General features: G+C 55.1%; 22 protein-coding genes and 3 tRNA genes. 16 read left to right on the top strand and 9 right to left on the bottom strand.

All coding sequences use genetic code 11. The features are described 5' to 3' along the window. Positions 1-17: 17 nt before the first annotated feature. Entirely contained in the window at positions 18-569 is a 552-nt protein-coding gene (locus tag GGR95_RS06160; protein ID WP_184563899.1) for a hypothetical protein, read from the bottom strand. A 242-nt stretch (positions 570-811) separates the two neighbouring features. Between GGR95_RS06160 and GGR95_RS06155 the strand changes: the two genes are divergently transcribed. The 4 genes from GGR95_RS06155 to GGR95_RS06140 all read left to right on the top strand — a co-directional run bounded on the left by GGR95_RS06155 (position 812) and on the right by GGR95_RS06140 (position 6492). Beyond that, positions 812-4252, top strand: a complete 3441-nt coding sequence (locus GGR95_RS06155; protein WP_184563897.1) for a pyruvate carboxylase — start codon at positions 812-814, stop codon at positions 4250-4252. A gap of 127 nt (positions 4253-4379) precedes the next feature. After that, positions 4380-4454: transfer RNA gene (locus GGR95_RS06150), tRNA-Gly, on the top strand. A gap of 478 nt (positions 4455-4932) precedes the next feature. Beyond that, positions 4933-5928 (top strand): acyltransferase family protein, encoded by a 996-nt coding sequence (locus tag GGR95_RS06145; RefSeq protein WP_184563895.1) that lies wholly within the window; start codon positions 4933-4935, stop codon positions 5926-5928. Between the two features lie 489 nt (positions 5929-6417). Continuing rightward, positions 6418-6492: transfer RNA gene (locus GGR95_RS06140), tRNA-Gly, on the top strand. Between the two features lie 158 nt (positions 6493-6650). Here GGR95_RS06140 and GGR95_RS06135 read toward each other — a convergent pair. Further along, the gene (locus GGR95_RS06135; RefSeq protein WP_184563893.1) at positions 6651-6983 is read right to left on the bottom strand and encodes a hypothetical protein; all 333 of its coding nucleotides are present in this window, start codon (positions 6981-6983) and stop codon (positions 6651-6653) included. Then, positions 6983-7222, bottom strand: coding sequence for an Lrp/AsnC ligand binding domain-containing protein (locus GGR95_RS06130; protein WP_184563891.1), 240 nt, complete (start codon positions 7220-7222; stop codon positions 6983-6985). Before GGR95_RS06130 ends, GGR95_RS06135 begins: the two co-directional genes overlap by 1 nt. A gap of 126 nt (positions 7223-7348) precedes the next feature. Between GGR95_RS06130 and hisB the strand changes: the two genes are divergently transcribed. Continuing rightward, the gene (gene hisB / locus GGR95_RS06125) at positions 7349-7936 is read left to right on the top strand and encodes an imidazoleglycerol-phosphate dehydratase HisB (protein ID WP_184563889.1); all 588 of its coding nucleotides are present in this window, start codon (positions 7349-7351) and stop codon (positions 7934-7936) included. Continuing rightward, complete coding sequence (gene hisH / locus GGR95_RS06120; protein WP_184563888.1) at positions 7936-8574, top strand: imidazole glycerol phosphate synthase subunit HisH; 639 nt, start codon at positions 7936-7938, stop codon at positions 8572-8574. Before hisB ends, hisH begins: the two co-directional genes overlap by 1 nt. Positions 8575-8637: 63 nt before the next feature. Here hisH and GGR95_RS06115 read toward each other — a convergent pair whose 3' ends face one another. Then, the gene (locus GGR95_RS06115; RefSeq protein ID WP_184563886.1) at positions 8638-9021 is read right to left on the bottom strand and encodes a DUF2147 domain-containing protein; all 384 of its coding nucleotides are present in this window, start codon (positions 9019-9021) and stop codon (positions 8638-8640) included. 149 nt (positions 9022-9170) lie between these two features. On the opposite strand from GGR95_RS06115, the gene hisA reads away from it, so the two are divergent. The 3 genes from hisA to GGR95_RS06100 all read left to right on the top strand — a co-directional run bounded on the left by hisA (position 9171) and on the right by GGR95_RS06100 (position 11033). Continuing rightward, positions 9171-9890, top strand: a complete 720-nt coding sequence (gene hisA, locus GGR95_RS06110) for a 1-(5-phosphoribosyl)-5-[(5-phosphoribosylamino)methylideneamino]imidazole-4-carboxamide isomerase (RefSeq protein ID WP_184563883.1) — start codon at positions 9171-9173, stop codon at positions 9888-9890. 79 nt (positions 9891-9969) lie between these two features. Continuing rightward, a complete protein-coding gene (hisF, locus tag GGR95_RS06105; RefSeq protein ID WP_184563881.1) occupies positions 9970-10731 on the top strand; it encodes an imidazole glycerol phosphate synthase subunit HisF in 762 nt (253 codons plus the stop codon). Beyond that, positions 10728-11033 carry a phosphoribosyl-ATP diphosphatase gene (locus tag GGR95_RS06100; RefSeq protein WP_184563879.1) on the top strand — a complete coding sequence of 102 codons (306 nt, stop codon included), beginning with the start codon at positions 10728-10730 and terminating at the stop codon, positions 11031-11033. The genes hisF and GGR95_RS06100 overlap by 4 nt, the downstream gene beginning before the upstream one ends. Positions 11034-11074: 41 nt before the next feature. Here the strand turns inward: GGR95_RS06100 and GGR95_RS06095 are convergent, their stop codons facing one another. The 3 genes from GGR95_RS06095 to rlmB form a co-directional block, all read right to left on the bottom strand. Beyond that, positions 11075-11542: a CoA-binding protein gene (locus GGR95_RS06095; protein WP_184563877.1), complete on the bottom strand. Its 468-nt coding sequence runs from the start codon at positions 11540-11542 to the stop codon at positions 11075-11077. A 209-nt stretch (positions 11543-11751) separates the two neighbouring features. Next, entirely contained in the window at positions 11752-12006 is a 255-nt protein-coding gene (locus GGR95_RS06090; RefSeq protein ID WP_184563875.1) for a hypothetical protein, read from the bottom strand. A gap of 62 nt (positions 12007-12068) precedes the next feature. After that, positions 12069-12845 carry a 23S rRNA (guanosine(2251)-2'-O)-methyltransferase RlmB gene (gene rlmB / locus GGR95_RS06085; protein WP_184563873.1) on the bottom strand — a complete coding sequence of 259 codons (777 nt, stop codon included), beginning with the start codon at positions 12843-12845 and terminating at the stop codon, positions 12069-12071. Positions 12846-13019: 174 nt separating this feature from the next. Between rlmB and GGR95_RS06080 the strand changes: the two genes are divergently transcribed. Beyond that, positions 13020-13103: transfer RNA gene (locus tag GGR95_RS06080), tRNA-Tyr, on the top strand. Positions 13104-13291: 188 nt separating this feature from the next. On the opposite strand, the gene GGR95_RS06075 is transcribed toward GGR95_RS06080, so the two are convergent. Further along, the gene (locus tag GGR95_RS06075) at positions 13292-13750 is read right to left on the bottom strand and encodes an RtcB family protein (RefSeq protein ID WP_184563871.1); all 459 of its coding nucleotides are present in this window, start codon (positions 13748-13750) and stop codon (positions 13292-13294) included. Between the two features lie 274 nt (positions 13751-14024). Further along, the gene (locus GGR95_RS06070) at positions 14025-14522 is read right to left on the bottom strand and encodes a hypothetical protein (RefSeq protein WP_184563869.1); all 498 of its coding nucleotides are present in this window, start codon (positions 14520-14522) and stop codon (positions 14025-14027) included. A gap of 114 nt (positions 14523-14636) precedes the next feature. Here GGR95_RS06070 and GGR95_RS06065 point away from each other — a divergent pair, with 114 nt between their 5' ends. From GGR95_RS06065 to GGR95_RS06040, 6 genes are all read left to right on the top strand, one after another. Continuing rightward, the gene (locus tag GGR95_RS06065; protein WP_184563867.1) at positions 14637-15641 is read left to right on the top strand and encodes a hypothetical protein; all 1005 of its coding nucleotides are present in this window, start codon (positions 14637-14639) and stop codon (positions 15639-15641) included. 39 nt (positions 15642-15680) lie between these two features. Continuing rightward, the gene (locus tag GGR95_RS06060) at positions 15681-16238 is read left to right on the top strand and encodes an HD domain-containing protein (protein ID WP_184563865.1); all 558 of its coding nucleotides are present in this window, start codon (positions 15681-15683) and stop codon (positions 16236-16238) included. Between the two features lie 186 nt (positions 16239-16424). Further along, positions 16425-17705 (top strand): O-acetylhomoserine aminocarboxypropyltransferase/cysteine synthase family protein, encoded by a 1281-nt coding sequence (locus tag GGR95_RS06055; RefSeq protein ID WP_184563863.1) that lies wholly within the window; start codon positions 16425-16427, stop codon positions 17703-17705. 152 nt (positions 17706-17857) lie between these two features. Next, positions 17858-20524 (top strand): hypothetical protein, encoded by a 2667-nt coding sequence (locus tag GGR95_RS06050; protein ID WP_184563861.1) that lies wholly within the window; start codon positions 17858-17860, stop codon positions 20522-20524. Between the two features lie 99 nt (positions 20525-20623). Beyond that, positions 20624-21079, top strand: a complete 456-nt coding sequence (locus tag GGR95_RS06045) for an Lrp/AsnC family transcriptional regulator (RefSeq protein WP_184563859.1) — start codon at positions 20624-20626, stop codon at positions 21077-21079. 33 nt (positions 21080-21112) lie between these two features. After that, positions 21113-23020: a cation:proton antiporter domain-containing protein gene (locus GGR95_RS06040; RefSeq protein ID WP_184563857.1), complete on the top strand. Its 1908-nt coding sequence runs from the start codon at positions 21113-21115 to the stop codon at positions 23018-23020. Positions 23021-23028: the final 8 nt, after the last annotated feature.

Raw genomic sequence — 23028 nt, 5'->3', positions numbered from 1 at the left:
GGCTTCCCACCCGCCTCTTATCTGGCTCTCAAATTAGCATCGCCAGAAACAAACCTGAAGCGCTGCTCACCGTAGGCAACAGCAGAGCCATCTGCACCCGTTGAGGCAAAAACATATCCCTCCCCAGAGCGGTACAAGCGAGAGCAAATGCTGCCGCCATGCTCTTCGATGACACTCCGTGCCTCTCCCAACTCAAAAGCAGACATTTCATCGCGGCCTAGAACAGTAATGTCTTGCGCCTGCGTACATGCCTGCCCACCGCGCAACGTGCTGCGTGTGACAGTATCTATGTATTGCGTACCCCCGTTACCCGCCAATAAAAGCGCAACCGTTTTATGGGCCCTGACGGTGTCTTCTTCCACCGCCATAGTCACAAGCGACGCGCAGCTGTTGGTTTCCGCGTCATACCCAACACAGGCTTTCTGGCCTTCATGCTCAACCAAGACTTCGCGGATATCCAAAGGATCACCTTGCACCAGTGCGAGCGGCTGTGCATCCGGCGTCTGGGAACACCCCAGCAGCATCGCCGCTCCCACCCCCGCTACCGAGAGCTTAACCATAGGATTCATATTACTAATCTCCGCACGCGCCATAATCTATCACGCTGTTTTACCCAACCAACGCGGTGAGGCAAGCGCCACACCAACGTGGGGTCAGAGTGTGGCCAATCGGGGACATCGCTAAACCGCCATCAAGCCCCCCATCTCGGCGGCAATGACCCAATGAGGGCCAAATCACAGGAGGCACCTTGTAACGTTACGTTCATTATGACTACAAATTGCGACAGACCTGCAACTGCAAAGGCTTTTCAATGACCGAATTCAGCAAGATCCTTATCGCCAATCGCGGCGAAATCGCCATCCGCATCATGCGTGCCGCAAATGAGATGGGAAAAACGACAGTTGCGGTCTTTGCTGAAGAAGACAAACTGGGCCTGCACCGATTTAAAGCTGACGAAGCCTACCGCATCGGCAAAGACCTTGGCCCTGTCGCCGCGTACCTGAGCATAGACGAGATGATCCGCGTCGCCAAAGCCTGCGGCGCCGATGCCATTCACCCCGGCTATGGCCTGCTGTCTGAAAACCCTGATTTTGTAGATGCCTGCGCCAATAACGGCATTACTTTCATCGGCCCCAAAGCAAAAACCATGCGCGCCCTTGGCGACAAAGCCAGCGCACGCCGCGTTGCGGTTGAGGCGGGTGTGCCTGTGATCCCCGCAACCGAAGTCTTGGGCGATGACATGACTGCAATCAAGAAAGAGGCCGCCGAGGTGGGGTATCCATTGATGCTCAAGGCCTCATGGGGTGGCGGCGGCCGTGGGATGCGCCCGATCTATAATGAGGGCGAGCTGGAAGAAAAAGTCCGTGAGGGCCGCCGCGAGGCGGAAGCCGCATTCGGCAATGGCGAGGGTTATCTGGAAAAGATGATCCTAAAAGCCCGCCACGTCGAAGTGCAAATTCTGGGCGATACCCATGGCGAGATTTATCACCTTTATGAGCGCGATTGCTCGGTCCAGCGCCGCAACCAGAAAGTCGTCGAACGCGCCCCTGCGCCCTATCTGACGGAAGAGCAACGCGCCCATGTCTGTGAATTGGGCCGCAAAATCTGTGCCCATGTGAATTATGAATGTGCTGGCACCGTTGAATTCCTGATGGATATGGAAAACGAGGAGTTCTATTTCATCGAAGTGAACCCGCGTGTGCAGGTTGAACATACAGTGACCGAAGAAGTCACCGGTATCGACATCGTACGTGCGCAAATCCTGATTGCCGAGGGCAAAACCATTGCCGAGGCCACTGGCAAGGCACGCCAAGAAGATATCACCCTGACAGGGCACGCGCTGCAAACGCGGATCACCACAGAAGACCCGCAAAACAACTTTATCCCCGACTATGGCCGTCTGACAGCATACCGTTCGGCCACGGGCATGGGTATCCGTCTGGATGGTGGCACGGCCTATGCGGGTGGTGTGATCACACGCTACTACGACAGCTTACTGACCAAAGTCACCGCCAAGGCCCCCACCCCTGAAATGGCCATCGCACGGATGGACCGCGCCCTGCGCGAATTCCGTATTCGCGGGGTGTCCACCAACATCGCCTTTGTCGAAAACCTTCTCAAGCACCCGACATTCTTGAACAACACCTATCACACCAAATTCATCGACGAGACGCCTGATCTGTTTAACTTTAAGGCCCGTCAGGACCGTGGCACCAAAGTACTGACCTATATCGCCGACATCACCGTCAACGGTCACCCCGAAACCAAGGACAAACCCCTGCCCGCCGCTGCCCACCGTGCGCCTTTGCCGCCCGTTAGCCGCGCCGAGCCGATGATGGGCACACGCAACCTGCTGGAGCAAAAAGGCCCGCAAGCCGTGGCCGACTGGATGGGCCAGCAGCGTCAGTTGCTGATTACAGACACAACCATGCGCGACGGGCATCAATCCCTATTAGCCACACGAATGCGCAGCCATGACATGATCAAAGTCGCTCCGGCATATGCCGCCAACCTGCCTTCGCTGTTTTCGGTTGAATGTTGGGGCGGTGCGACCTTTGATGTGGCGTATCGCTTTTTGCAAGAATGCCCATGGCAGCGCCTGCGCGACATCCGTGAAAAGATGCCAAACATCATGACACAAATGCTGCTGCGCGCTTCAAACGGGGTCGGCTATACCAACTATCCCGACAACGTCGTACAGCATTTCGTGAAAACCGCCGCCAGCTCCGGTGTGGATGTGTTCCGCGTGTTTGACAGCCTCAACTGGGTGGAAAACATGCGCGTGGCGATGGACGCTGTGATCGACGCAGGCAAGGTCTGTGAAGGCACTATCTGTTATACAGGCGATATATTTGATCCAGACCGTGCGAAATATGACCTCAAATATTACGTTGCTATGGGCAAGGAATTGAAGGCTGCGGGCGCACATGTGCTGGGTCTCAAGGATATGGCGGGATTGCTCAAACCCGCGCAAGCCCGCCAATTGGTAAGCGCGTTGAAATCCGAGGTCGGCCTGCCGATCCATTTCCATACCCATGACACGGCAGGCATTGCCTGCGCGACCATCCTTGCCGCAGCCGAAGCAGGCGTGGATGCAGTGGATTGCGCCATGGATGCGTTTTCAGGAAATACATCACAGGCGACGCTGGGTTCCGTGGTTGAATCCCTACGCCACACCGACCGCGACACAGGTTTGGATATGACCGCCGTGCGTGAAATCTCTGATTACTGGGAAGAAGTCCGCCACCAATACGCCGCCTTCGAGACAGGCATGCAGGCGCCCTCCTCAGAGGTTTATCTGCACGAAATGCCCGGCGGGCAGTTCACCAACCTCAAGGCACAAGCGGCCAGCCTTGGTCTGGATGACCGCTGGCCCGAGGTGGCGCGGACCTACCGTGATGTGAACCAGATGTTTGGTGACATTGTAAAAGTCACGCCAAGCTCCAAAGTGGTGGGCGACATGGCACTGATGATGGTATCACAGGGGCTGACCCGTGCGCAGGTCGAAGACCCCGCAACGGATGTGTCTTTTCCCGAATCTGTTGTCGACATGATGCGCGGCAATCTGGGCCAGCCTGCGGGCGGCTTTCCTGATGGTATCTTGAAAAAGGTGCTGAAAGGCGAAAAACCCAACACAGACCGCCCCGGCGCACATCTGGAGCCTGTTGATCTGGAAGCCATCCGCGCTGAACTCTCTGGCAAGCTGGACGGAATCGAAATCGACGATGAAGATCTGGCAGGCTATCTGATGTATCCCAAAGTCTATCTCGACTATATGGCGCGCCACGCAATCTACGGCCCCGTGCGCACCCTACCCACACCGACATTCTTCTACGGGATGGAAGCCAGTGACGAGATCGCCGCAGAAATCGACCCGGGCAAAACACTGGAAATCCGGTTGCAAGCTATCGGCGACACCAATGAAGACGGTGAGGTTAAGGTTTTCTTTGAATTAAACGGCCAACCGCGTGTGATCCGCGTGCCAAACCGTCTGGTCAAAGCCACCACAGCGCAGCGTCCCAAAGCAGAAACAGGCAACCCCAATCACATTGGTGCCCCGATGCCAGGCGTAGTGGCCAGCGTGGGTGCTGTTGTTGGCCAAGCGGTCAAAGAAGGCGATCTGTTGCTCACCATCGAAGCGATGAAGATGGAAACAGGGTTACATGCGGAACGTGATGCGATTGTCAAAGCCGTGCATGTCGGCCCTGGTGGGCAGATTGATGCCAAAGACCTGCTGGTTGAATTGGAGTAAGTCGCCCCCCTGCGGGTTTTAGACTGCGGGGGGATTAATGGCAGGATGTAACACTTTTTCTGCCAAAGGTCGAAAAATGTGTTGCGGCCCGACGCAGGTCGGGCTAAACGCCCTCTACTAACTAGATGCGGGCGTAGCTCAGGGGTAGAGCATAACCTTGCCAAGGTTAGGGTCGGGCGTTCGAATCGCCTCGCCCGCTCCAGTTAGAAGTCTTGAACCCCACAGGACTACGGCAAGGTCACCTTCGGGTGGCCTTTCGTCGTTTTAGGGTGTCAGACGTCACATGACTTAGAGCAATACGTTGTAACCTGCCCCAAATAATCATTCAGATAGAAAATGGTATTCAAAAACCGCTCCACACAGAGTGGTTTTTGAAGGGCTGCGAAGGTCTGCTACAATCCTTACGTTTAATAGATCAGAGACCGGTAGATCGTCAAAATGGGTATTGGAGCAAAGTTTTTAGCGGCTCAAAACCCTGAAACTCTCGATATCCTCCAAAACCGCAAAGCCCTCTATGGCTATGAACATATAACAATAATTGACCAAACATGATCATCGCCTGCATCACGCCCCCACAAAACTGAAAATGTCTTCGTAAATTCTACGGATGCGCCCCGTTAAAAATGGGGGGGGCATTATCCAACAACTATTCACTCCAGCTCAGAAGTATTTATTTGCATATGTTACATGATCTTAAAAGTTTGACTTCACTAAGGTTTTTCGCCGCTTTCTGGGTGTTTTTGTTTCACCTTCGATTACGAACCGATTTCGGTCAAGGTTGGTTTTCTGACTTTATAGCAAACGGGGCACGTGGCGTAGATTTCTTTTTCATACTGTCGGGTTTCGTGATTTTACACGTCTATGATAGCGACTTCTCGCGGTGGCAATTTCTATTGAAGCGGTTTGCCCGCATATTTCCGTTACATGCGGTAATGACAGCTCTATTCATCGCTTTGGCAGTCATTGGAAGCAACCCGGTCGAAGGTGTCTGGCAATCAGTTCTTCTGCTGCACGGCGCCAATACGACGGACGGGCTTGTACTAAACGGCCCGAGCTGGACCCTTTCGGCAGATATGTTTGCTTATCTGCTCTTTGCGCTGATACCGTTCAGACAGACATGGATCATTGCCGCTGCCTGTGTTGCTAGCTTTCTGGCTGCTCACATCCTTTCTGTATCACTCGGCAAAACGGCCTTCCTACACATGACTTGGGATTATGGCGTTGTTCGGATCGTGCCGCTCTTCCTGCTTGGGATGCTATTGCGACGACTGGCACCTTATATTTCGGAGCCGTTGGCCGTGGCGGGAGGTATTGTCGGCATTGTACTTCTGGCTTGGATCGGCTCGATGCAGAACGCAGGCTATGCCATTCTTGCTCCGTTCGCTCTGCTTATTGTTTCAGGCGCGCGGCTTTCAAATTGGAAGTTTTTCACCAATAGCAAACTGGCCGTGTATCTCGGGGAGATTTCTTATTCGACTTACATGATTCACATTTTTTTGCTTGCGGTGTTTTTTGACTATCTTCCAAAACTCGGGATCCCGACACCGCACTGGTCTGTTATAAGTGTCGCCTTGCTTGCAGCCTCTTCGGTCAGTTATCACCTAATAGAAGTCCCTGCACGACGCTGGATCAACGCACAGTCCCGCTTTTTGTTATTTAGACATTCAGAAAGGTAGTCGGGGCGTTGGGCCGTGGTATGCCTGCCATGGCCGGTTGGGTGGTCCTGTTGGCGTCGCCACTGATCCCGCTTTGGTAAAACCGGATATCCGCCTTGATTGGCCCCAAGTATTCTGAGCTTATTTACGCAACGGTTTCATAACTAATTGCCAGCCGCCGGAGCATCCCAAAAACGCTCGCTTGTAGAGCAGCCGCAAACCAGCTCGATTAACGCTCCCAAAGCCCCGTTCAAAACCCAAGTGGTTGTTGAAGGTTTGAGGTCCGGTGCAGGAGCCATTTTCAGGCGTCTGTGTCGAACATACCAAACGTTGGCCCCTAATTGCCTAACGCAAAAGCCGCGCAGTTTCAGAAATCTGCGTGGCGTATAGGCAAAGATGTGCGACGTTCCGCATCGCGCTTTAAATATTTGCTTGAGAGACACGCAATTTTTCTGAAAAACCACTTGCAGCCACCACGAGCAAAGGCTAAATCACCCGAACTAACTAGATGCGGGCGTAGCTCAGGGGTAGAGCATAACCTTGCCAAGGTTAGGGTCGGGCGTTCGAATCGCCTCGCCCGCTCCAGTTAGACCGTCCCTACCCCGGATGGTAATCGATAGGGTCGCCCTCGGGCGGCCCTTCGTCGTTTTAGGAACCTGTTTTCATTAAACATTCAAATCACGGCTTGCACTGAAGGCGCAAGACGCGCCCTCAGAAAACCCGCTACACAATGACCGTAAAATTCAGTTAATCGGAAACCGCGCCAGACAGATCGGCGCATTGCGCTGGTAGTCTTCCAGCGTCGCATCAATATCGCGGCGATCGCGCATTGCTTCCATGGCGCGTTTCTTCTCGTTCCAATTGCCGCTGACATGGCGATCAAGGATCAGAGCCGATATTCCCACCAACACATTTTTTTCCGCGTCTGGCATCAGCCCTGCACGGTTCAACGTCACCCCTGTCAGTGCCATCATATTGGCACAACGCAGCGCTGCGGCCTCGTCGCCCTCATAGACGCGTTGCGCCGCCGAGGCATTGCCAGCCATCAAAACCAGCACACATACCAAAGCCCGCATCAAAATACCTTGAATGTCATGGTGGTTAGCGAACGTTCAATCCCGTCGATATCCAGCAGGTTGTCGTTGATATAGACGCCAACATCCGCATCCGTGGGGATATAGACCTTCATCATCAGGTCAAAATCCCCAGAGGTGGAATAGAGTTCTGAGTGGATTTCGCGCAGCGCAATGGCTTCTGCAACGCTATACGTGGTGCCGGGACGGCAACGGATCTGAATGAATACACATGTGCTCACGGCGGTGGCTCCTGATTTGTCGTACCCAAGCTGGCACGAAGCAGCAAAACCCGCAATCCCTCATCAACCCTTGGCGTGGGCCAGAGGGCTGCTATAAGGACACAAACGCGTCAACGGAGGCCCCTCATGCGCAAGGCCAAGATCACCCGCACCACCGCCGAAACCAATATTGAGGTCGAGATTAATCTCGATGGTACAGGCGTTTATGACAACAAAACAGGCGTGGGTTTCTTTGACCACATGCTGGACCAACTGTCGCGCCACGCGCTGATCGATATGACCGTGCGCTGCACAGGTGACCTACACATTGATGATCACCACACCGTCGAAGACGTAGGCATCGCATTGGGCCAAGCCCTGACACAGGCCGTGGGCGATAAACGCGGCATCGTGCGTTATGGTGCCTGCTTGCTGCCGATGGATGATGCGCTGGTGCGTGCCGCGCTTGATCTGTCTGCACGGCCTTTTCTTGTTTGGAATGTTAATCTGCCCACCGCAAAAATCGGCACCTTTGATACCGAGCTGGTGCGCGAGTTTTTCCAAGCTTTCGCCACACATGGCGGCATCACCCTGCACGTCGATCAGCTTCACGGTATCAACAGCCACCACATCGCCGAGGCTGCCTTTAAGGCTGTCGCACGCGCGTTGCGCGACGCGTTGGAAACCGATCCGCGCAAAGCGGATGCGATCCCGTCCACCAAAGGCATGCTATAATGCTCACAGCGATCATCGATTATGAAAGCGGCAATTTACACTCGGCCCACAAAGCGTTTGAACGCATGGCCCGTGAGGCCAATGCAGGCGAGGTGATTGTCACCGCCGATGCAGATGTCATCGCCCGTGCAGACCGCATCGTGCTGCCCGGTGATGGCGCGTTCCCTGCCTGCATGGCCGCCCTCAAAGGCCGCAGCGGTATCTATTCGGCCATGATCGAAGCGGTTGAACAAAAAGGTCGCCCGTTCCTCGGGATTTGTGTGGGGATGCAGTTGATGGCCACTTGGGGCCGCGAATATGAGGACACCAAAGGCCTTGATTGGGTCAGCGGTGAAGTCACGCGGATCACCCCTACTGACCCAACCCTCAAAGTGCCGCATATGGGCTGGAACGATCTGGTGCTCGATGCGCCCCACCCCGTATTTGACGGGATTAAAACAGGCGATCACACGTATTTTGTGCACAGCTATCACATGGCCGTTGCTGATCCGGCCCAACGACTGGCCCATGTGGACTATGCCAGTGAGGTGACCGCAGTGATTGGCCGCGACAATATGATCGGGATGCAGTTCCACCCAGAGAAAAGCCAGACGACTGGTCTGCGAATGATCACCAACTTCCTACAGTGGAAACCGTAACAATCTAAAAGGCGCAAGGGAGCCACCTTGCGCCTTTTGACGACCGAAACGTACCCTGACCGTCTATTTCACGCGGCTCCACGTTTGTTTCTTGCAGATCGGCCCGACGCATCCTGAGACTTTGAGCGTGCTACCCGATAGTGCCATTTTAGAGCGATAGGTTTTGCCTGTTGATGGCTGCCAGACCTTACCGTTCTTATACGCACCGCCTCCCGCTGGCATCATATCCCACACCAGCTTTTTGCCGATATTGGCGGATTTATATTCGCCTTTGTCGTTAAACGTTCGCGCTATGGTTCCGCACAAGGCCGCGCCGCAGGCGGAAACCTTAACATGGGCATAGGCCCCATCATCCACTTGCGTCTTCCAGACCCCCTCAGCCGGATCAGCAAAAGCCACACCCGCAAGCCCGAACACAGCAACAGCCGCGCCAAAAATTATTCTCATGTCAGTTCCTCCCTGAAACTGATTAAAACTCTGCGTCACAAAACCAGATTACAGCAAGCTTATTTCAGCATGCTTGACGTGAGGTCGCGTTGCACATTGCCGCGTTCCATGCAAAACCGAACCAACACCAGCCTACAGGAGCCGCTGCCATGATCCTCTATCCCGCCATTGACCTGAAAGACGGCCAAGCCGTGCGCCTTGTACATGGCGATATGGACCGCTCAACTGTGTTCAACGATGATCCCGCCGCGCAAGCGCAGGAGTTTGTTGACGCGGGGTGCACGTGGCTGCATCTGGTTGATCTGAATGGCGCATTTGCAGGTACCCCTGTGAACGCCGCTCCTGTTGAGGCGATCCTTAAACAGTGCAAAGTCCCTGCGCAGTTGGGCGGCGGCATCCGTGATATGGCGACAATTGAGGCGTGGCTGGACAAAGGGCTTGCTCGCGTGATCCTCGGCACGATTGCTGTAGAAAAACCCGATCTGGTACGCGAAGCCGCCCGCGCCTTCCCAAATCAGGTCGCCGTAGGAATCGATGCGCGTAATGGCCGCGTGGCCACCAAAGGCTGGGCGACTGAAACAGATGTGATGGTCACGGACCTTGCCAAATCATTTGAAGACGCAGGTGTTGCCGCGATCATCTACACCGACATCATGCGTGACGGTGCCATGGGCGGCCCGAATATCGACGCCACTGCTGACCTCGCCCGCGCGGTGAACATTCCCGTTATTGCCTCTGGCGGTGTCTCCTCACTAGCGGATTTGACGGCACTGAAATCAACAGGCGTCATCAGCGGTGCCATCTCGGGCCGAGCGTTGTATGATGGTGCGATTGATTTGAAAGCGGCGCTAGAGGCTCTGCGCGACTAATTTTTTGTTGTCTAAACTCATAGGGCCTTCGGCCCTGCCCTCACTTGCTCCATCCGCAACCCGTTGGTAGAAAATACTCATGCTCAAAACCCGCATCATCCCCTGTCTCGATGTCGCCGACGGGCGCGTTGTCAAAGGCGTTAACTTTGTCGGCCTGCGCGATGCAGGTGATCCTGTTGATGCTGCCATCGCTTATGACGCCGCCGGCGCAGACGAGCTGTGTTTCCTCGACATCCATGCCACCCATGAGAATCGCGGCACGATGTTTGATATGGTCCGCCGCACAGCCGAGCATTGCTATATCCCACTGACCGTCGGTGGCGGTGTACGCACAGCCGCTGACGTACGTGCCCTTCTGCTTGCTGGGGCTGATAAAGTCAGTTTCAACTCTGCTGCGGTCGCAAACCCTGATGTCGTAGCCGAGGCCGCTGATCAATTTGGCAGCCAGTGTATTGTCGCTGCGATTGACGCAAAAACGGTAGCGCCTGGGAAATGGGAAATCTTCACCCATGGGGGCCGCAAGCCCACAGGAATAGACGCCGTCGAGTTTGCCATCACCATGATGAAAAAAGGCGCAGGTGAAATCCTGCTCACCTCCATGGACCGCGATGGCACCAAACAGGGCTTTAACCTCCCCCTGACACGGGCCATATCCGATGCGGTAAACATGCCCGTGATCGCTTCGGGCGGTGTTGGCACGCTTGATCACTTGGTCGATGGCGTGACAAAAGGGGGCGCATCTGCTGTTCTTGCCGCGTCGATCTTTCACTTTGGCGAATTCACCATTCAAGAGGCCAAACACCACATGGCCGCCGCAGACATCCCGATGAGGCTCACATGACACTCGACGATCTCTACGCCACGATCCTAGCCCGCAAATCCGCTGATCCAAGCTCTAGCTGGACGGCGCAACTGCTGGCCAAAGGTCCTGAAAAATGCGCCGAGAAATTTGGCGAAGAAGCGATTGAAGCGATCATCGAAGCCATCAAAGATGACAAAGCCGCCCTCACTTCTGAGGCAGCGGATGTCATCTATCACTTACTGGTCATGCTGGCCGCCCGCGACGTGCCCCTGACTGACGTGATAGACGAACTTGCCCGCCGCCAGTCAACCTCCGGCATTGCAGAGAAAGCGTCCCGCTAGATCGTGTAACTCTGCCCATGGGGCATAAGGGCGACACAAGTTCACAGCTTGCTGGAAATCACACCTGTCGCGAAACCGCCCATGCGCAACTCACCAAATAGGCGCTGATATTCAATCTTGGGGCAACGGTTCATTACCACATCCACACCCCGCGCCTCGCATAGGGCTGCCGCTTCGTGGTTTTCCACCCCGATTTGCATCCATACCGTCCGTAAATCAGATAACTGCGCCAGCGCTCCTTCTACAATCTCGGGCACTGCTTCGGAACGGCGGAAGATATCCACCATATCCACAGGTCCCTCAATTTCGGTCAATGACGCGACAACTTTTGCACCAAACAGCGTCTGCCCTGCCAGCTTGGGGTTTACGGGCACAATTTCGAACTTCCGTAACGACAGATACCGCGCCACAAAATAGCTGGCGCGCACAGGATTATCTGAAACCCCAACAATGGCGACCCGTTTGGTACGGGTCAGAATCTCTTTGAGAAAGCTGTCTTTGTATATCATCAGACCACTTTAGCCGCCTCTTGCGCAGAAAAAAACCTCCCGAATTATATCGGGAGGTTGAAAGTGGGAACAGGGACAAAACACGATCCGGGCGTTCCAATCCGGTCCGTTGCAAAATACATAAGCACCCCAATTGCGGATAAAAGGCCCAAGGCGGAAATACCTGTCAGGCCTGAGATCTCGGACAAAAATCCGCCCAAACGCAGGTGTTAATCAAAGATATCCTCAACCAGATCAAAAGCTTCTGCCGCGAATTTACGGAACAGGCTCTTTTTCTTTTTGCACGACTTTTTGGGTTTTGCGCGTTTGGCCTTGGGCAGTTTGCGCAATTTCCCTGATGCCGCCTGATGGCTGATCCCGCATTTGGCAGGGGCCGCTGCAACAGGCATCATCTTGAGCTTGCGCAGCGGCGCACCGCAGGCACCACAGGTTAATGTGTGGTGGCCTGCATCAAGGCGCAGCATGGTCTGCGTACCGCAATGACAGCAAGTGGCCAGTTTGGTTGGATGGGCGATGGCCCCTCTCCTTAGCTATGATCTCTCGTAGCATATAAGCCGATTGCAGCCGCATTTGAGACGTTGAGCGAGCCAAAGTCGCCCCCTGCGTCAATTCGTACCAGCGCATCAACCGTTTCGCGGGTCTTTTCGCGCAGTCCCGGCCCTTCGGCGCCCAGTACCAATGCCACAGGACGGTCTAGTTTACCCGCCACAGCCGCCTCGATGGTCAGATCGGCGTCGCCATCAAGGCCAAGCACCAGATAGCCCATTTTTTGCAATGCAATGATACCGTCGGCCAGATTTTGGATACGCAGATAGGGTTGACGCTCCAAAGCGCCAGAAGCGGTTTTGGCCAGCGCACCTGTCTCGGGTGCGGAATGGTGACGCGTGCCGATCACAGCAGAAGCACCCAGCACCTCGGCGGAGCGCAAGATCGCACCAACGTTATGCGGGTCGGTCACTCGGTCCAGCAAGATCACGCGCGGGGCAACAGCGCCGATACAAACATCTTCCAAACGGCCCCAGTCCAGCGGCTTGACCTCCAGCACAACGCCCTGATGCACCGAACCGGGATCAATCGGAGGGCGGAATTTGCGCGGATCAACGACTTCGGGCTCTACGCCACTGGCTGCAACCGCATCTTCCAACTTGGCCAACGCATTGGGTGTGACCATCATCGTGATTTTCACCCGCTTGGGGTTCATCAGCGCATCACGCACCGCATGCAAGCCAAACAGCCAAAGCGTCTCACGCGCATCCGCTTTTTTACCCTGCTCTTTTTCAACAACCCACTTAGGTTTCTTCATGACTGCCCCTAACATCGCGCAAATTTTGTCCCGTCTACCCCTTTGTAGCCTGCGCGCCAAGCCTTGCACGACACAGCTTCTAAAAGAGGTTTCTCCTTTATGTAATATTTCCGGCCGAAACAGCATAATTAGTGGTTGACGCCCCCCATAGCCGCAGGTAGTTCAGGCGCCAGTGGGCGACAGGCCGCAAGGTGTGGCAGGGGACTGTAACTCCCTCGCGGAGACGCACGCCTGGTTCGATTCCAGGGTCGCCCACCACTAGTCTACAATTGTACTTTATTAGGCCGCGAGTTGCTTGGTGCAGCTCACGTTGGGCCTATGCCCCTCAACGCTGCGTGCCAGACCTCGAGTCCTCGCTGAGGAAAACGCCTTTTACCACACTCGCGGATCTAGCGTTTTCCTCGTGACCTAACGTGACAGTGCTTTTGCCCATTCAGACATTGAAGCTATTTCTTCTTTGTATCCTCCTTGAACTGCTCCCCGACAAACCGCCGCACTGGATTCCCCCGCTCCAAAGCTTTGTGTAGTTTGTTCTGATCGCTCATTTGATCCTCTTGCGGCGTATCCACTGGATCGCCCAGAACTCTGATCCGTCGTACAGCCTTTTCCAGCTTTAACTTGCGCAAAGGCAGGTCCAGTTGAAACAGCGACATGCCGCAGCCAATGTCATTGCCGATCAGTTGCGGATAAATGCGATCTGCCAGCACGGTACAGCCCACTGGCCCGTATTTACCGGGGTGTATGTCTGGAAAGGCTGCAACAGCGGAAACGCCAGCCCAAGAACTTACTTGGGTGAGTTGATCCTCGGCACGGCCTTCAATCCATGCTTTGGACGAGTATAGTTTTGTGACGGTCGCGTTTGCCTGCGATGCAGACAAACGGCCATGCATATCAGGATTGCCCATTATTATGGTCCCATGTTCGTAATTTTTGAAATGGCCTAATGGCCAGTGTAATCACACTACGTCAGTAATCTGACTTAAGCTGTGATCCGCCCCATGAGGGATGCGATGAAACCGGTCATGTGATGCCCTCCTTGGTTGGCGTTACGATAGGGACCCAAGGTCCTACCCGCGTCTGATAAAGCGCCTTTGTTTTTCTTGCAAAGGAAAATAAAGGCGCTTGGTTATGTGTTGCGGTTTTACACAAGAGACCTCTGTGTTGCGCCCTACCCCTATATTACGGAATAAACACGTCCCCGCGTGCAAAGCTGGCGCTGTCACGTGTCAAGTCGTCGTAAGTGACGCCCACAGTTACATTTTCAATGCTCCCCTGCGGGAATGTCAGATAGGGCAGCCCGTCCTGATCAAGGATCGCATTCGGCGTGGCGTATTCGGTGTGACACTCTGGCAGCGGCACCTCTTGCGCCGGCGCGTCATTGATCGACACCGAAACCGCGACAAGCCCGCATCGCCAGCTCCACAGATGTGTCAAATACAGCAAATCATTTCCGCCATAGTCGCGCACGGCAATCCAATTACCCTTTGTCGCAGTCAGGATTGGCTTCACTTCTGTCGCAGTTGTGAATTTCCCCGTAGGGGTTTGCGGCTCTGCCACCAAATCTGGGGCAGCATCGTCAACCACAGCTGGCACATCCAGACTGCTTGGCTCAGTAGCAGGCTCTGACCCTGTCGCAGCTACGGTAACGGCAATCAGTGCGAAAATAACATCAAACATATGACCGTCCTATGTAACGTAGTTTAAAAAGGCTTCTTTTCAAAAAAGTCACGCACCCTATAATAGCAACAACAAGTGCATCCAAAGAAATGCAGGCGCAACTGAGGACAGAGTATGGCACGCAAACCCGCGAAAAAACAATCTTTCAACGTCGTCATCGTGGGGCAGCAGGGTCGGCTTGCCTATGAGGCCCTGATTTTTGTCGCCTCATTGCGCAGTATGAGCCCTGATTTTAAGGGTCGCGTGCTGATTGCCGAACCGCAAGAAGGCCCGTTGTGGAAAAAAGACCCCACAATACGCGACCAGCCTGTGCGTGATGCGCTGGCCGAATTGGGTGCCGAGATCATCCCCTTTGAAAGCAAGCATTTTGGCGATAGCTATCCGTTCGGCAATAAGATCGAGATGCTACAAGCCCTGCCCAAAGGCGAGCCTTTTGTCTTTTTCGACACCGACACGCTGATCACAGGTGATTTATCAGCGGTTCCTTTTGACTTTGACTGCCCCAGCGCGTCGTTGCGCCGCGAAGGCACGTGGCCGGAGCCGCAGCTATATGGCCCCGGATACACCGGACTTTGGAAATCGCTTTATGACAAGTTTGATCTGGATTTTGAGAGTTCTCTAGACCTGAGCCAGCCTGACGAATACTGGCGTCGATATCTCTATTTCAATGCTGGGTTTTTCTATTACAAATGCCCGCATGCATTCGGCGAATTGTTTTTGAAATACGCGCTGGCGATCCGCGATGATACCCCTGTTGAACTCTGCGCCCAAACGTTTGACCCATGGCTGGATCAAGTGGCCTTGCCCTTGGTCATCCACGCATTGGGCGGCGGCCGTGATACCCTTGAGCAAGGGTATATCGATGGCGCGGTGAGCTGCCATTATCGCTTGTTGCCGTTGCTCTATGCCCGCGAAAGCGACCGCGTTGTAGAGGTGCTGGAGCATGTGACCTCCCCCAACAAAGTCAAAAAAGTGCTGAAAACCTATGACCCGATCAAGCGCATGATCTTTCAGGGTCGTGGTCAAAAGGCCCGCGCCCTATTTGACCGCGCACATTTGCCCCGCAAAGAACAAGCCATCCGCAACCAGTTGAAATCAAACGGGTATTGGATGAGGTAGCCTCGCTTCCTTCTCGACAACATCCCACAAGGAGGCGCAATGAACGCACGTAGCAATGCAGATGCACTCATCACCCGCGCCGCAGAGTTTGCCGAGCATGCCCATCAGGGACAGTTCCGCAAAGGCGAAAATCCGGCCCCCTATATCACCCACCCCGCCGAAGTCGCACAGATTGTGCGCGACTTCGGCGGGGATCACGTGAGCATTGCCGCTGCGTGGCTGCATGACGCCCTTGAAGACACTCCGACCACCTTCACCGATCTAGAGCATATATTCGGGAGCGATGTGGCCGCTGTTGTTTTGGAAGTCACCGATGATACCAGCCTGCCGCAGGCGCAGCGACGTCAGGCCCAAATTGCCAGTGCTCCGCAAAAATCCGTCACGGCGGCGCTGGTCAAAGCCGCCGATCAAATGTCCAATGTCCGGTCTTTGCGGCTTAGCCCGCCAGATTGGACCGACACACAAGTACAAGCCTATCTGGAAAAGGCACGCAAGATTGTGGAACTTTTGCCGTGTCCACCCCTTCTGAAACAGGCGTTTGAACAAGAAACGGGCATGACCGCCGCATTTTGGGAGGCAGCAAGACCATCCGCCTAGCCTTGCATTTCCGCTACCTCTTGGCCGTCGTTCACAAACTCCTGTTCCCGTAAACTGATCCACAAGAACACTGATTTTCTCAAAACTATAGCCGCGCAACCCGCTTGTTCTTGAACAGGCGCAGTCTCTTGTCTGCGCTTGGGCAATCCCGTAACCCTATGTACGACAGACATAAGGGAGAAACACATGTCACACGGTTTTGATACGCTGCAAATTCACGCGGGCGCACGCCCCGATCCTGCAACAGGCGCACGCCAGACGCCCATCTATCAGACGACCGGCTATGTTTTCCGCGACGCGGATCACGCAGCGGCATTGTTCAACCTGCAAGAAGTCGGTTTTATCTACTCCCGCCTAACCAACCCCACCGTCGCAGTTTTACAAGAACGCATTGCCACGCTTGAGGGCGGTGTCGGCGCTGTTTGCTGTTCTTCCGGCCATGCGGCCCAGATCATGGCCCTGTTTCCGCTGATGTCACCCGGCAAAAATATCGTGGCTTCCACACGTCTTTACGGCGGTACGGTCACGCAATTCAGCCATACTATCAAACGCTTTGGCTGGTCTTGCACCTTTGTAGACTTCGACGATCTGGACGCTGTAAAAGCGGCCATCAACGACGATACCCGCGCCATTTTTGGCGAAGCCATTGCCAACCCCGGCGGCTATATCATGGATGTGCGCGCCATTGCCGATATCGCCGATGCGGCGCAAATCCCGCTGATCATCGACAACACAACAGCCACGCCCTACCTGTGCCGCCCGATTGAACTGGGCGCGACTTTGGTTGTGCATTCCACCACCAAATACCTCACAGGGAACGGCACGGTAACGGGCGGTTGCGTCGTCGACAGTGGCAACTTCGACTGGTCCGCCACTGACAAATTCCCGTCACTCAGTGCGCCGGAACCGGCCTATCACGGCCTCAAATTCCATGAGACCTTTGGCAATCTGGCCTTCACCTTTTTTGGCATCGCCATCGGTTTGCGCGATCTGGGCATGACAATGAACCCGCAGGCGGCGCATTACACCCTAATGGGCACAGAGACGCTGAGCCTTCGGATGGACCGCCACGTGGCCAACGCCCAGCAAGTCGCAACATGGCTCGAGGCCGACGACCGCATTGATTACGTCACCTATGCGGGCCTCGAATCATCCCCGTATTATGAGCGCAGCAAGAAGGTTTGCCCCAAAGGCGCTGGTGGTTTGTTCACTTTTGCGGTCAAAGGCGGCTATGACGCCTGTGTGAAACTGGTGAATGAATTGGAAGTCTTCAGCCATGTTGCCAACCTTGGTGACACACGCTCGCTGATTATCCACTCTGCCTCTACCACACACCGCCAGCTGACCCCTGAGCAGCAAGAAGCAGCGGGCGCAGGCGCAAGCGTTGTCCGTGTCTCGATTGGTACTGAAAACGCCGAAGATTTGATCGCTGATCTGGATCAGGCGCTAACCAAAGCCACCGCTTAAATCCTACAGCCCCCGCGCAGCAAAAGCTTTGCGCGGGGGATCGCCGCTTGCCTGTGCCAAAAACCGCTTGCAGACCTTTTCTTGCTGGCCCCTGTGGGGTATCGTGTAATGGTATGAAGTATTGGTTCAACAAACCGTAATAAAGGCAGTGCATGAAGCCTAATTTTGCCCTTTCCCTATCTTCCGAAAGCATCACAGTGCTACACCGCGCTGCCGGTGGCTGGCGTGAGGTCGGTGTCGTCCCTTTCACCGCCGATGATCTCGCGGGTGAATTGGCCGCGCTGCGCGAAGTCGCAGACCGCCTTGAACCGACGGGCGTGCGCAGTAAGCTGATCATTCCGGAAGATCAGATCAAATACCTGACCCTTGATACAATGGGCATGAGCGACGCCGCACGTCGCAAAGCCGCCGAGGTCGCTTTGCAAGGTGCCACACCTTATGAAGTTTCCGATCTGTCCTTTGATATCTGCAATGACGGCGCAAAAACCCATATCGCGGCTGTCGCTTTAGAAACGCTTGCAGAAGCAGAATCATTTGCAGTCGAGCATAATTTTCAGCCCGTGAGCTTTGTCGCAGTGCCAGATGGCGATTCTCCTTATTTGGGTGAACCGTTTTTTGGCACAGCAAAAGCAGCCGCCGATCTTTTGGAGCAAGACGAAACTGTCGAACCCGATGGCATTGCGGTTGTTGTTATCGGCACCATAGCCGAGGCCGCGCCTGCCCCCGACGCAGAACCTGCGCCTGTAACCGAGCCAGCATCGCCCCCCGAAGCCGAAACCCCACTGGAACCAGAAAAGCGGCCTGACGAGGTTTTACCGGTCGCAGCCACGCCAAGCCCCGCGCCAGTTGCAGCGGAAGAGGCCAAGCCTGCGCCAACACCTGAGCCCATTCCCGAGCCAGCTGCCAACGCCGTGGAAACACCACAGGTTGATAAACCAGTGGTGCCCCCCCCCTCAGCACCATCTGTATCGGCACCGGTTACAACAGCGGCACCCAAAGCACCTGTTTCCTCGCCTACCCCTCCAACCCCACCAGTCATCTCGCCCTCAGCTGGCTCAGATCAAGATGAAAAATCTGCGCAAGCTGCAGCGTTCCCAGAACCAACAAAACCAAAACTAACTGGCACAAGAAGAGTTTGGGCTGGTGACAATCCCGCATCAGCAACTGGTTTCACCAGCCGCCGTAGCCCTTCGGCAAAACTGCCGAACGGGGCACCTCGACTGGCTGTTACGCCCCCCAAACCTGATAGCAGCTCACTGATCCACCCAGGCCCAGCAATCGACTCTGATGTTCCTGCGCCAGCAAAAGTCGGCTTTTTGAAACGCCGCTTGGGGCCCGCTGCAAGGTTGACCAAAACCGCCGCCGAACCAAAGGCATCTCCCGCGAAAGTCGAAGCCGAGCGGATGACTGTTTTCGGATCACGATCTGACCAAATCGGTGGCAAGCCTCGTTACTTGGGGCTGATCATGATGTTTGTGCTGCTGGCGTTTCTTGCTGGTGTGGCTGCATGGGCTGCTGTCTTCCTTGATGACGGCATTGCGGGCCTTTTACGCAACAATGAATCGCGGACCGCCGCCTCTGCGCCCGAGAACCAGATCACCCCTGAAATCATCCGTGGACCCGACGGCGAAACAGCATCGACAGATCCTGAGGCGGTCCAGATTGCGGCACTTGATCCCGTGTTATCCGCCGAAGACGCAGCCGTATTGGATAGTTTGCAAGACGCCCGCACCGAACCAGACCTCCCTGTGATCACCCCGCAAGAAGCTGCAGCGCGCTATGCTGTTACAGGCATTTGGCCACTCGCCCCAACGACACCTCTGACCGAACCAGAGACGCCGATTGAACCCGTTTATTTCAGTTCACTTGATCCTGTTAGCGCCGCCACCGATGCGATTGCGCTGCCAGCAACAAGCAATTTTTCAACCGATGTCCAAATGGCCGCAATGGTTTCACCACCACCTTTCGGCCAGCGCACTGATATCAACGCTGCTGGCCTGATTGTTCCCACACCTGAAGGCGTGGTTGCTCCGGGGGGTTACACGCTGGTTGCAGCAAGCCCACCTCTCAAACCTTCCGCCAGCGCGCTACGTTCTACGGCACTGTCGCAGGAAACAGCGGCCGCTATTGCAGTCGTTTCGCCGCTCCTCGGGTTTCGCCCGAACAGCCGCCCAACCGATCTCGCAGAACGGACCGAGCGCGCCCAACTGGGGGGCATATCACGCATTGAATTGGCCGCTTTCCGCCCCTCATTCCGCCCTAACTCTTTACAAGACCGTGCACGCCAGGCCCAAGAAAGAGCTGCGGCAGAAATCGCAGCCCGTGAATCTGAGACAGCAGCAGCGGCAACTGCCGCCGCGGCGGCGGCTGCCGCTCTTGCCCTGCCCGACACAAATGCGGTGGCCCCTCCAGTTCAAAATGCCACGCGCCTTGCGACGGCAGAATCCAAACGCCCCGATACCCGTCCGCGCAACTTCTCCCGCATCGTGAAACGTGCAGAACGCGCAGCACCTGTTGAAGAAACGCGTGTGGCTGCGGCTGCCAGTGTTGCACCGCGCACAGTAACCCCGGATATCCCCTCCAGAACATCGGTTGCACGCAGCGCCACAACGAAAAACGCCATTAACCTGCGGCGCGTCAATTTGATCGGCGTCTACGGCAAACCATCCAGCCGCCGCGCCCTTGTCCGGCTGTCAAACGGCCGCTATCAAAAAGTCAGCGTCGGCGACCGCATCGACGGCGGGCGAATTTCGGCGATTGGGAACGCAGAATTGCGCTATTCCAAAAACGGCAAAAACGTTGTCTTGAAGATACCGTAAATATATCACGGTACGACATCCCCCTATAATACCTTCGTCTATGGTACATCGCGCATAGATCACGCATATTTGCTTCAAATCACGTGAAAGCCCCGCGCCATGCTCGACGATATAGACAAGCGCCTCTTGGCCGCTTTGCAAAAGAACGCCCACCTGACTGCTGATGAATTGGGAAAGCAGCTTAACCTTTCTGCATCACAAGCAGGCCGACGCCGCCAAAAACTGGAAGCGGAAGGCGTGATCAGCGGCTATACAGCCCGATTAGACGCAAGGCAGCTTGGCTTGACCGTTCAGGGGTTTGTGCAGGTTCACCTTTCAACACATGGACCAGAACATTCAGCCAGCTTTGGGCGGTTGATCGCCAATCGCGCTGAAATCGTCAGCGCATGGACCATGACGGGGGATGCAGACTATCTGCTACGCGTCTATTGTGAAGATCTGCCCGCCCTCAACAGGCTGATTCACGAGGTGCTTTTGCCGCATAAGGCCGTTGCGCGTGTTCATAGCCAAATTGTCATGGATCAGCTTAAGCACGATGGGCCGCTGCCCACCTGATCACGAATATTCGTTTATTACCTCAAGGACCCCATGGAAAGTTTTCTGTTTCAAGCCACGATTTATCTTGCCGCTGCCGTTATCGCTGTTCCCATCGCCGCCCGACTTGGTTTGGGTTCTGTTCTTGGTTATCTCGCTGCGGGTATTTTGATTGGTCCTGTGTTGGGATTGGTCGGAGCCGAAACAAAAGACTTGCAGCATTTTGCCGAATTCGGTGTTGTGATGATGTTGTTCCTAATTGGGCTTGAGCTAGAACCCAAAGCACTATGGGACATGCGCCACAAGCTACTGGGCCTTGGCGGCTTGCAAGTTGGCCTGAGTACCCTCGCCATCATGGGCATTGCGATGGCTTATAACCAGCCTTGGGGTGTGGCGTTGGCGATTGGTCTCACTCTCTCACTTAGCTCTACCGCGATTGTTCTACAAACCCTGTCCGAGAAAGGGCTGATGCAAACTGCTGGCGGCCGCTCGGTTTTTTCGGTTTTGCTGTCTCAGGATATTGCCGTCATCCCGATGTTGGCATTTTTGCCGCTGATTGTTGTAACCCTGCCCCAGCCCACCGTATCGCCAGACGGCTCTATTCAGATCACCACCGCAGGTGAAGCAGCCCAAGCAAGTGACCACGGTGGCGCTGCCGCCGATGCCGCATTCAGCTTTATTGACGGGTTGCCTGCATGGGGCGTTACACTGGTAACGCTGGGCGCCATTGCGGGCATCATCCTCATGGGCGTGTTTTTCACCCGTCCTGTCTTTCGCTACATCCATTCCGCCAACCTGCGCGAGATGTATACCGCCTTGGCCCTTTTGATCGTTGTTGGCATTTCCTTCACCATGATGCTGGTGGGGCTGTCCCCTGCTCTGGGCGCTTTTTTGGCGGGTGTGGTTCTGGCCAGCTCCGAATTCCGCCACGAGCTAGAGACCGACCTTGAACCGTTCAAAGGCCTGTTGCTGGGGCTGTTTTTCATCACTGTTGGCGCGGGCATCAACTTTGAACTTCTTGCGTCCGACTTTGTGATTATCTTCGGCATGGCATTGCTGGTGATACTTGTGAAAGGTGTCATTCTGTTCGGTTTGGGGCGCCTGTTCAAACTACGCGGGCGCGATCAATGGCTGTTTGCTTTGGGCTTGGCCCAAGCAGGTGAATTCGGCTTTGTGCTGGTCAGTTTCTCGGTGACCACGGGGGTTATTCCCGATGACGTGGCCGAAACCTTACTGCTGGTGATTGCCCTCACCATGTTGATCACGCCACTGCTTTTTATCCTCTATGAAGTTATTTCCAAGCGCAGCATTGATGCTTCTGTGCGCCCACCTGACGATGAAATCGACGAGGAAGGCCCTGTGATCATCGCAGGCATTGGCCGTTTCGGACAGATTGTGAACCGACTGGTGCAGGCTTCGGGTTTTGAAACCGTGGTCCTGGATCACAGCCCTGATACCATTGCCGTGATGCGACGTTTCGGGTTCAAAGCGTTTCTTGGTGATCCAACACGTCCCGATATTTTACGCAAAGCTGGCTTGGCGGATGCGCGTGTCTTGGTTGTGGCCCTCGACGATCAGAAAGCAGCCAGAGCATTGGTGCGCTATGCGCGGGGCCAGCGGCCAGATTTGCACATCGTCGCGCGTGCCCATGACCGAACAGATGCCTATCACCTATATCAGGCTGGCGCGAATGACATTGTCCGAGAGATGTTCGACAGCTCGCTACGCGCAGGGCGGTACGTGCTAGAGAACCTCGGCCTGTCCGACTATGAAGCCGCCGAAGCGCAGCGTCTGTTCTATAATCATGACCGAATGTCTGTGCGCGACTTGGCAAGTCTCTGGGACCCCGAGGTCGAACCAGCAAACAACAAAGCCTATGTGGCGCGGGCCAAAGAACTGGCCAAAGATCTGGAAACCGCGTTTCTGAACCGTTCGGACGAGGATCAAAACACCAATCACTGACGCTATCG

Origin of the sequence: Sulfitobacter undariae (assembly GCF_014196805.1) — a bacterium.
Classification (GTDB): domain Bacteria; phylum Pseudomonadota; class Alphaproteobacteria; order Rhodobacterales; family Rhodobacteraceae; genus Sulfitobacter; species Sulfitobacter undariae.
The sequence above is the reverse complement of the archived record's forward strand: the minus strand, read 5'-3'. Positions and strand labels throughout refer to the sequence as shown.

Excerpts from the sequence above, each read along its gene's own strand:
- GGR95_RS06090 (WP_184563875.1), bottom strand. The coding sequence starts at position 12,006 with ATGCTGCGCCTTGATGCAGGCCACCACACATTAACCTGTGGTGCCTGC.
- GGR95_RS06075 (WP_184563871.1), bottom strand. The coding sequence starts at position 13,750 with ATGGGCAATCCTGATATGCATGGCCGTTTGTCTGCATCGCAGGCAAAC.
- GGR95_RS06050 (WP_184563861.1), top strand. The coding sequence starts at position 17,858 with ATGAAGCCTAATTTTGCCCTTTCCCTATCTTCCGAAAGCATCACAGTG.
- GGR95_RS06055 (WP_184563863.1), top strand. The coding sequence starts at position 16,425 with ATGTCACACGGTTTTGATACGCTGCAAATTCACGCGGGCGCACGCCCC.
- hisF (WP_184563881.1), top strand. The coding sequence starts at position 9,970 with ATGCTCAAAACCCGCATCATCCCCTGTCTCGATGTCGCCGACGGGCGC.
- GGR95_RS06095 (WP_184563877.1), bottom strand. The coding sequence starts at position 11,542 with ATGATATACAAAGACAGCTTTCTCAAAGAGATTCTGACCCGTACCAAA.
- GGR95_RS06160 (WP_184563899.1), bottom strand. The coding sequence starts at position 569 with ATGAATCCTATGGTTAAGCTCTCGGTAGCGGGGGTGGGAGCGGCGATG.
- GGR95_RS06045 (WP_184563859.1), top strand. The coding sequence starts at position 20,624 with ATGCTCGACGATATAGACAAGCGCCTCTTGGCCGCTTTGCAAAAGAAC.
- GGR95_RS06115 (WP_184563886.1), bottom strand. The coding sequence starts at position 9,021 with ATGAGAATAATTTTTGGCGCGGCTGTTGCTGTGTTCGGGCTTGCGGGT.
- rlmB (WP_184563873.1), bottom strand. The coding sequence starts at position 12,845 with ATGAAGAAACCTAAGTGGGTTGTTGAAAAAGAGCAGGGTAAAAAAGCG.
- GGR95_RS06060 (WP_184563865.1), top strand. The coding sequence starts at position 15,681 with ATGAACGCACGTAGCAATGCAGATGCACTCATCACCCGCGCCGCAGAG.
- hisA (WP_184563883.1), top strand. The coding sequence starts at position 9,171 with ATGATCCTCTATCCCGCCATTGACCTGAAAGACGGCCAAGCCGTGCGC.
- hisB (WP_184563889.1), top strand. The coding sequence starts at position 7,349 with ATGCGCAAGGCCAAGATCACCCGCACCACCGCCGAAACCAATATTGAG.
- GGR95_RS06145 (WP_184563895.1), top strand. The coding sequence starts at position 4,933 with ATGTTACATGATCTTAAAAGTTTGACTTCACTAAGGTTTTTCGCCGCT.
- GGR95_RS06070 (WP_184563869.1), bottom strand. The coding sequence starts at position 14,522 with ATGTTTGATGTTATTTTCGCACTGATTGCCGTTACCGTAGCTGCGACA.
- GGR95_RS06100 (WP_184563879.1), top strand. The coding sequence starts at position 10,728 with ATGACACTCGACGATCTCTACGCCACGATCCTAGCCCGCAAATCCGCT.
- hisH (WP_184563888.1), top strand. The coding sequence starts at position 7,936 with ATGCTCACAGCGATCATCGATTATGAAAGCGGCAATTTACACTCGGCC.
- GGR95_RS06065 (WP_184563867.1), top strand. The coding sequence starts at position 14,637 with ATGGCACGCAAACCCGCGAAAAAACAATCTTTCAACGTCGTCATCGTG.
- GGR95_RS06155 (WP_184563897.1), top strand. The coding sequence starts at position 812 with ATGACCGAATTCAGCAAGATCCTTATCGCCAATCGCGGCGAAATCGCC.
- GGR95_RS06135 (WP_184563893.1), bottom strand. The coding sequence starts at position 6,983 with ATGCGGGCTTTGGTATGTGTGCTGGTTTTGATGGCTGGCAATGCCTCG.
- GGR95_RS06040 (WP_184563857.1), top strand. The coding sequence starts at position 21,113 with ATGGAAAGTTTTCTGTTTCAAGCCACGATTTATCTTGCCGCTGCCGTT.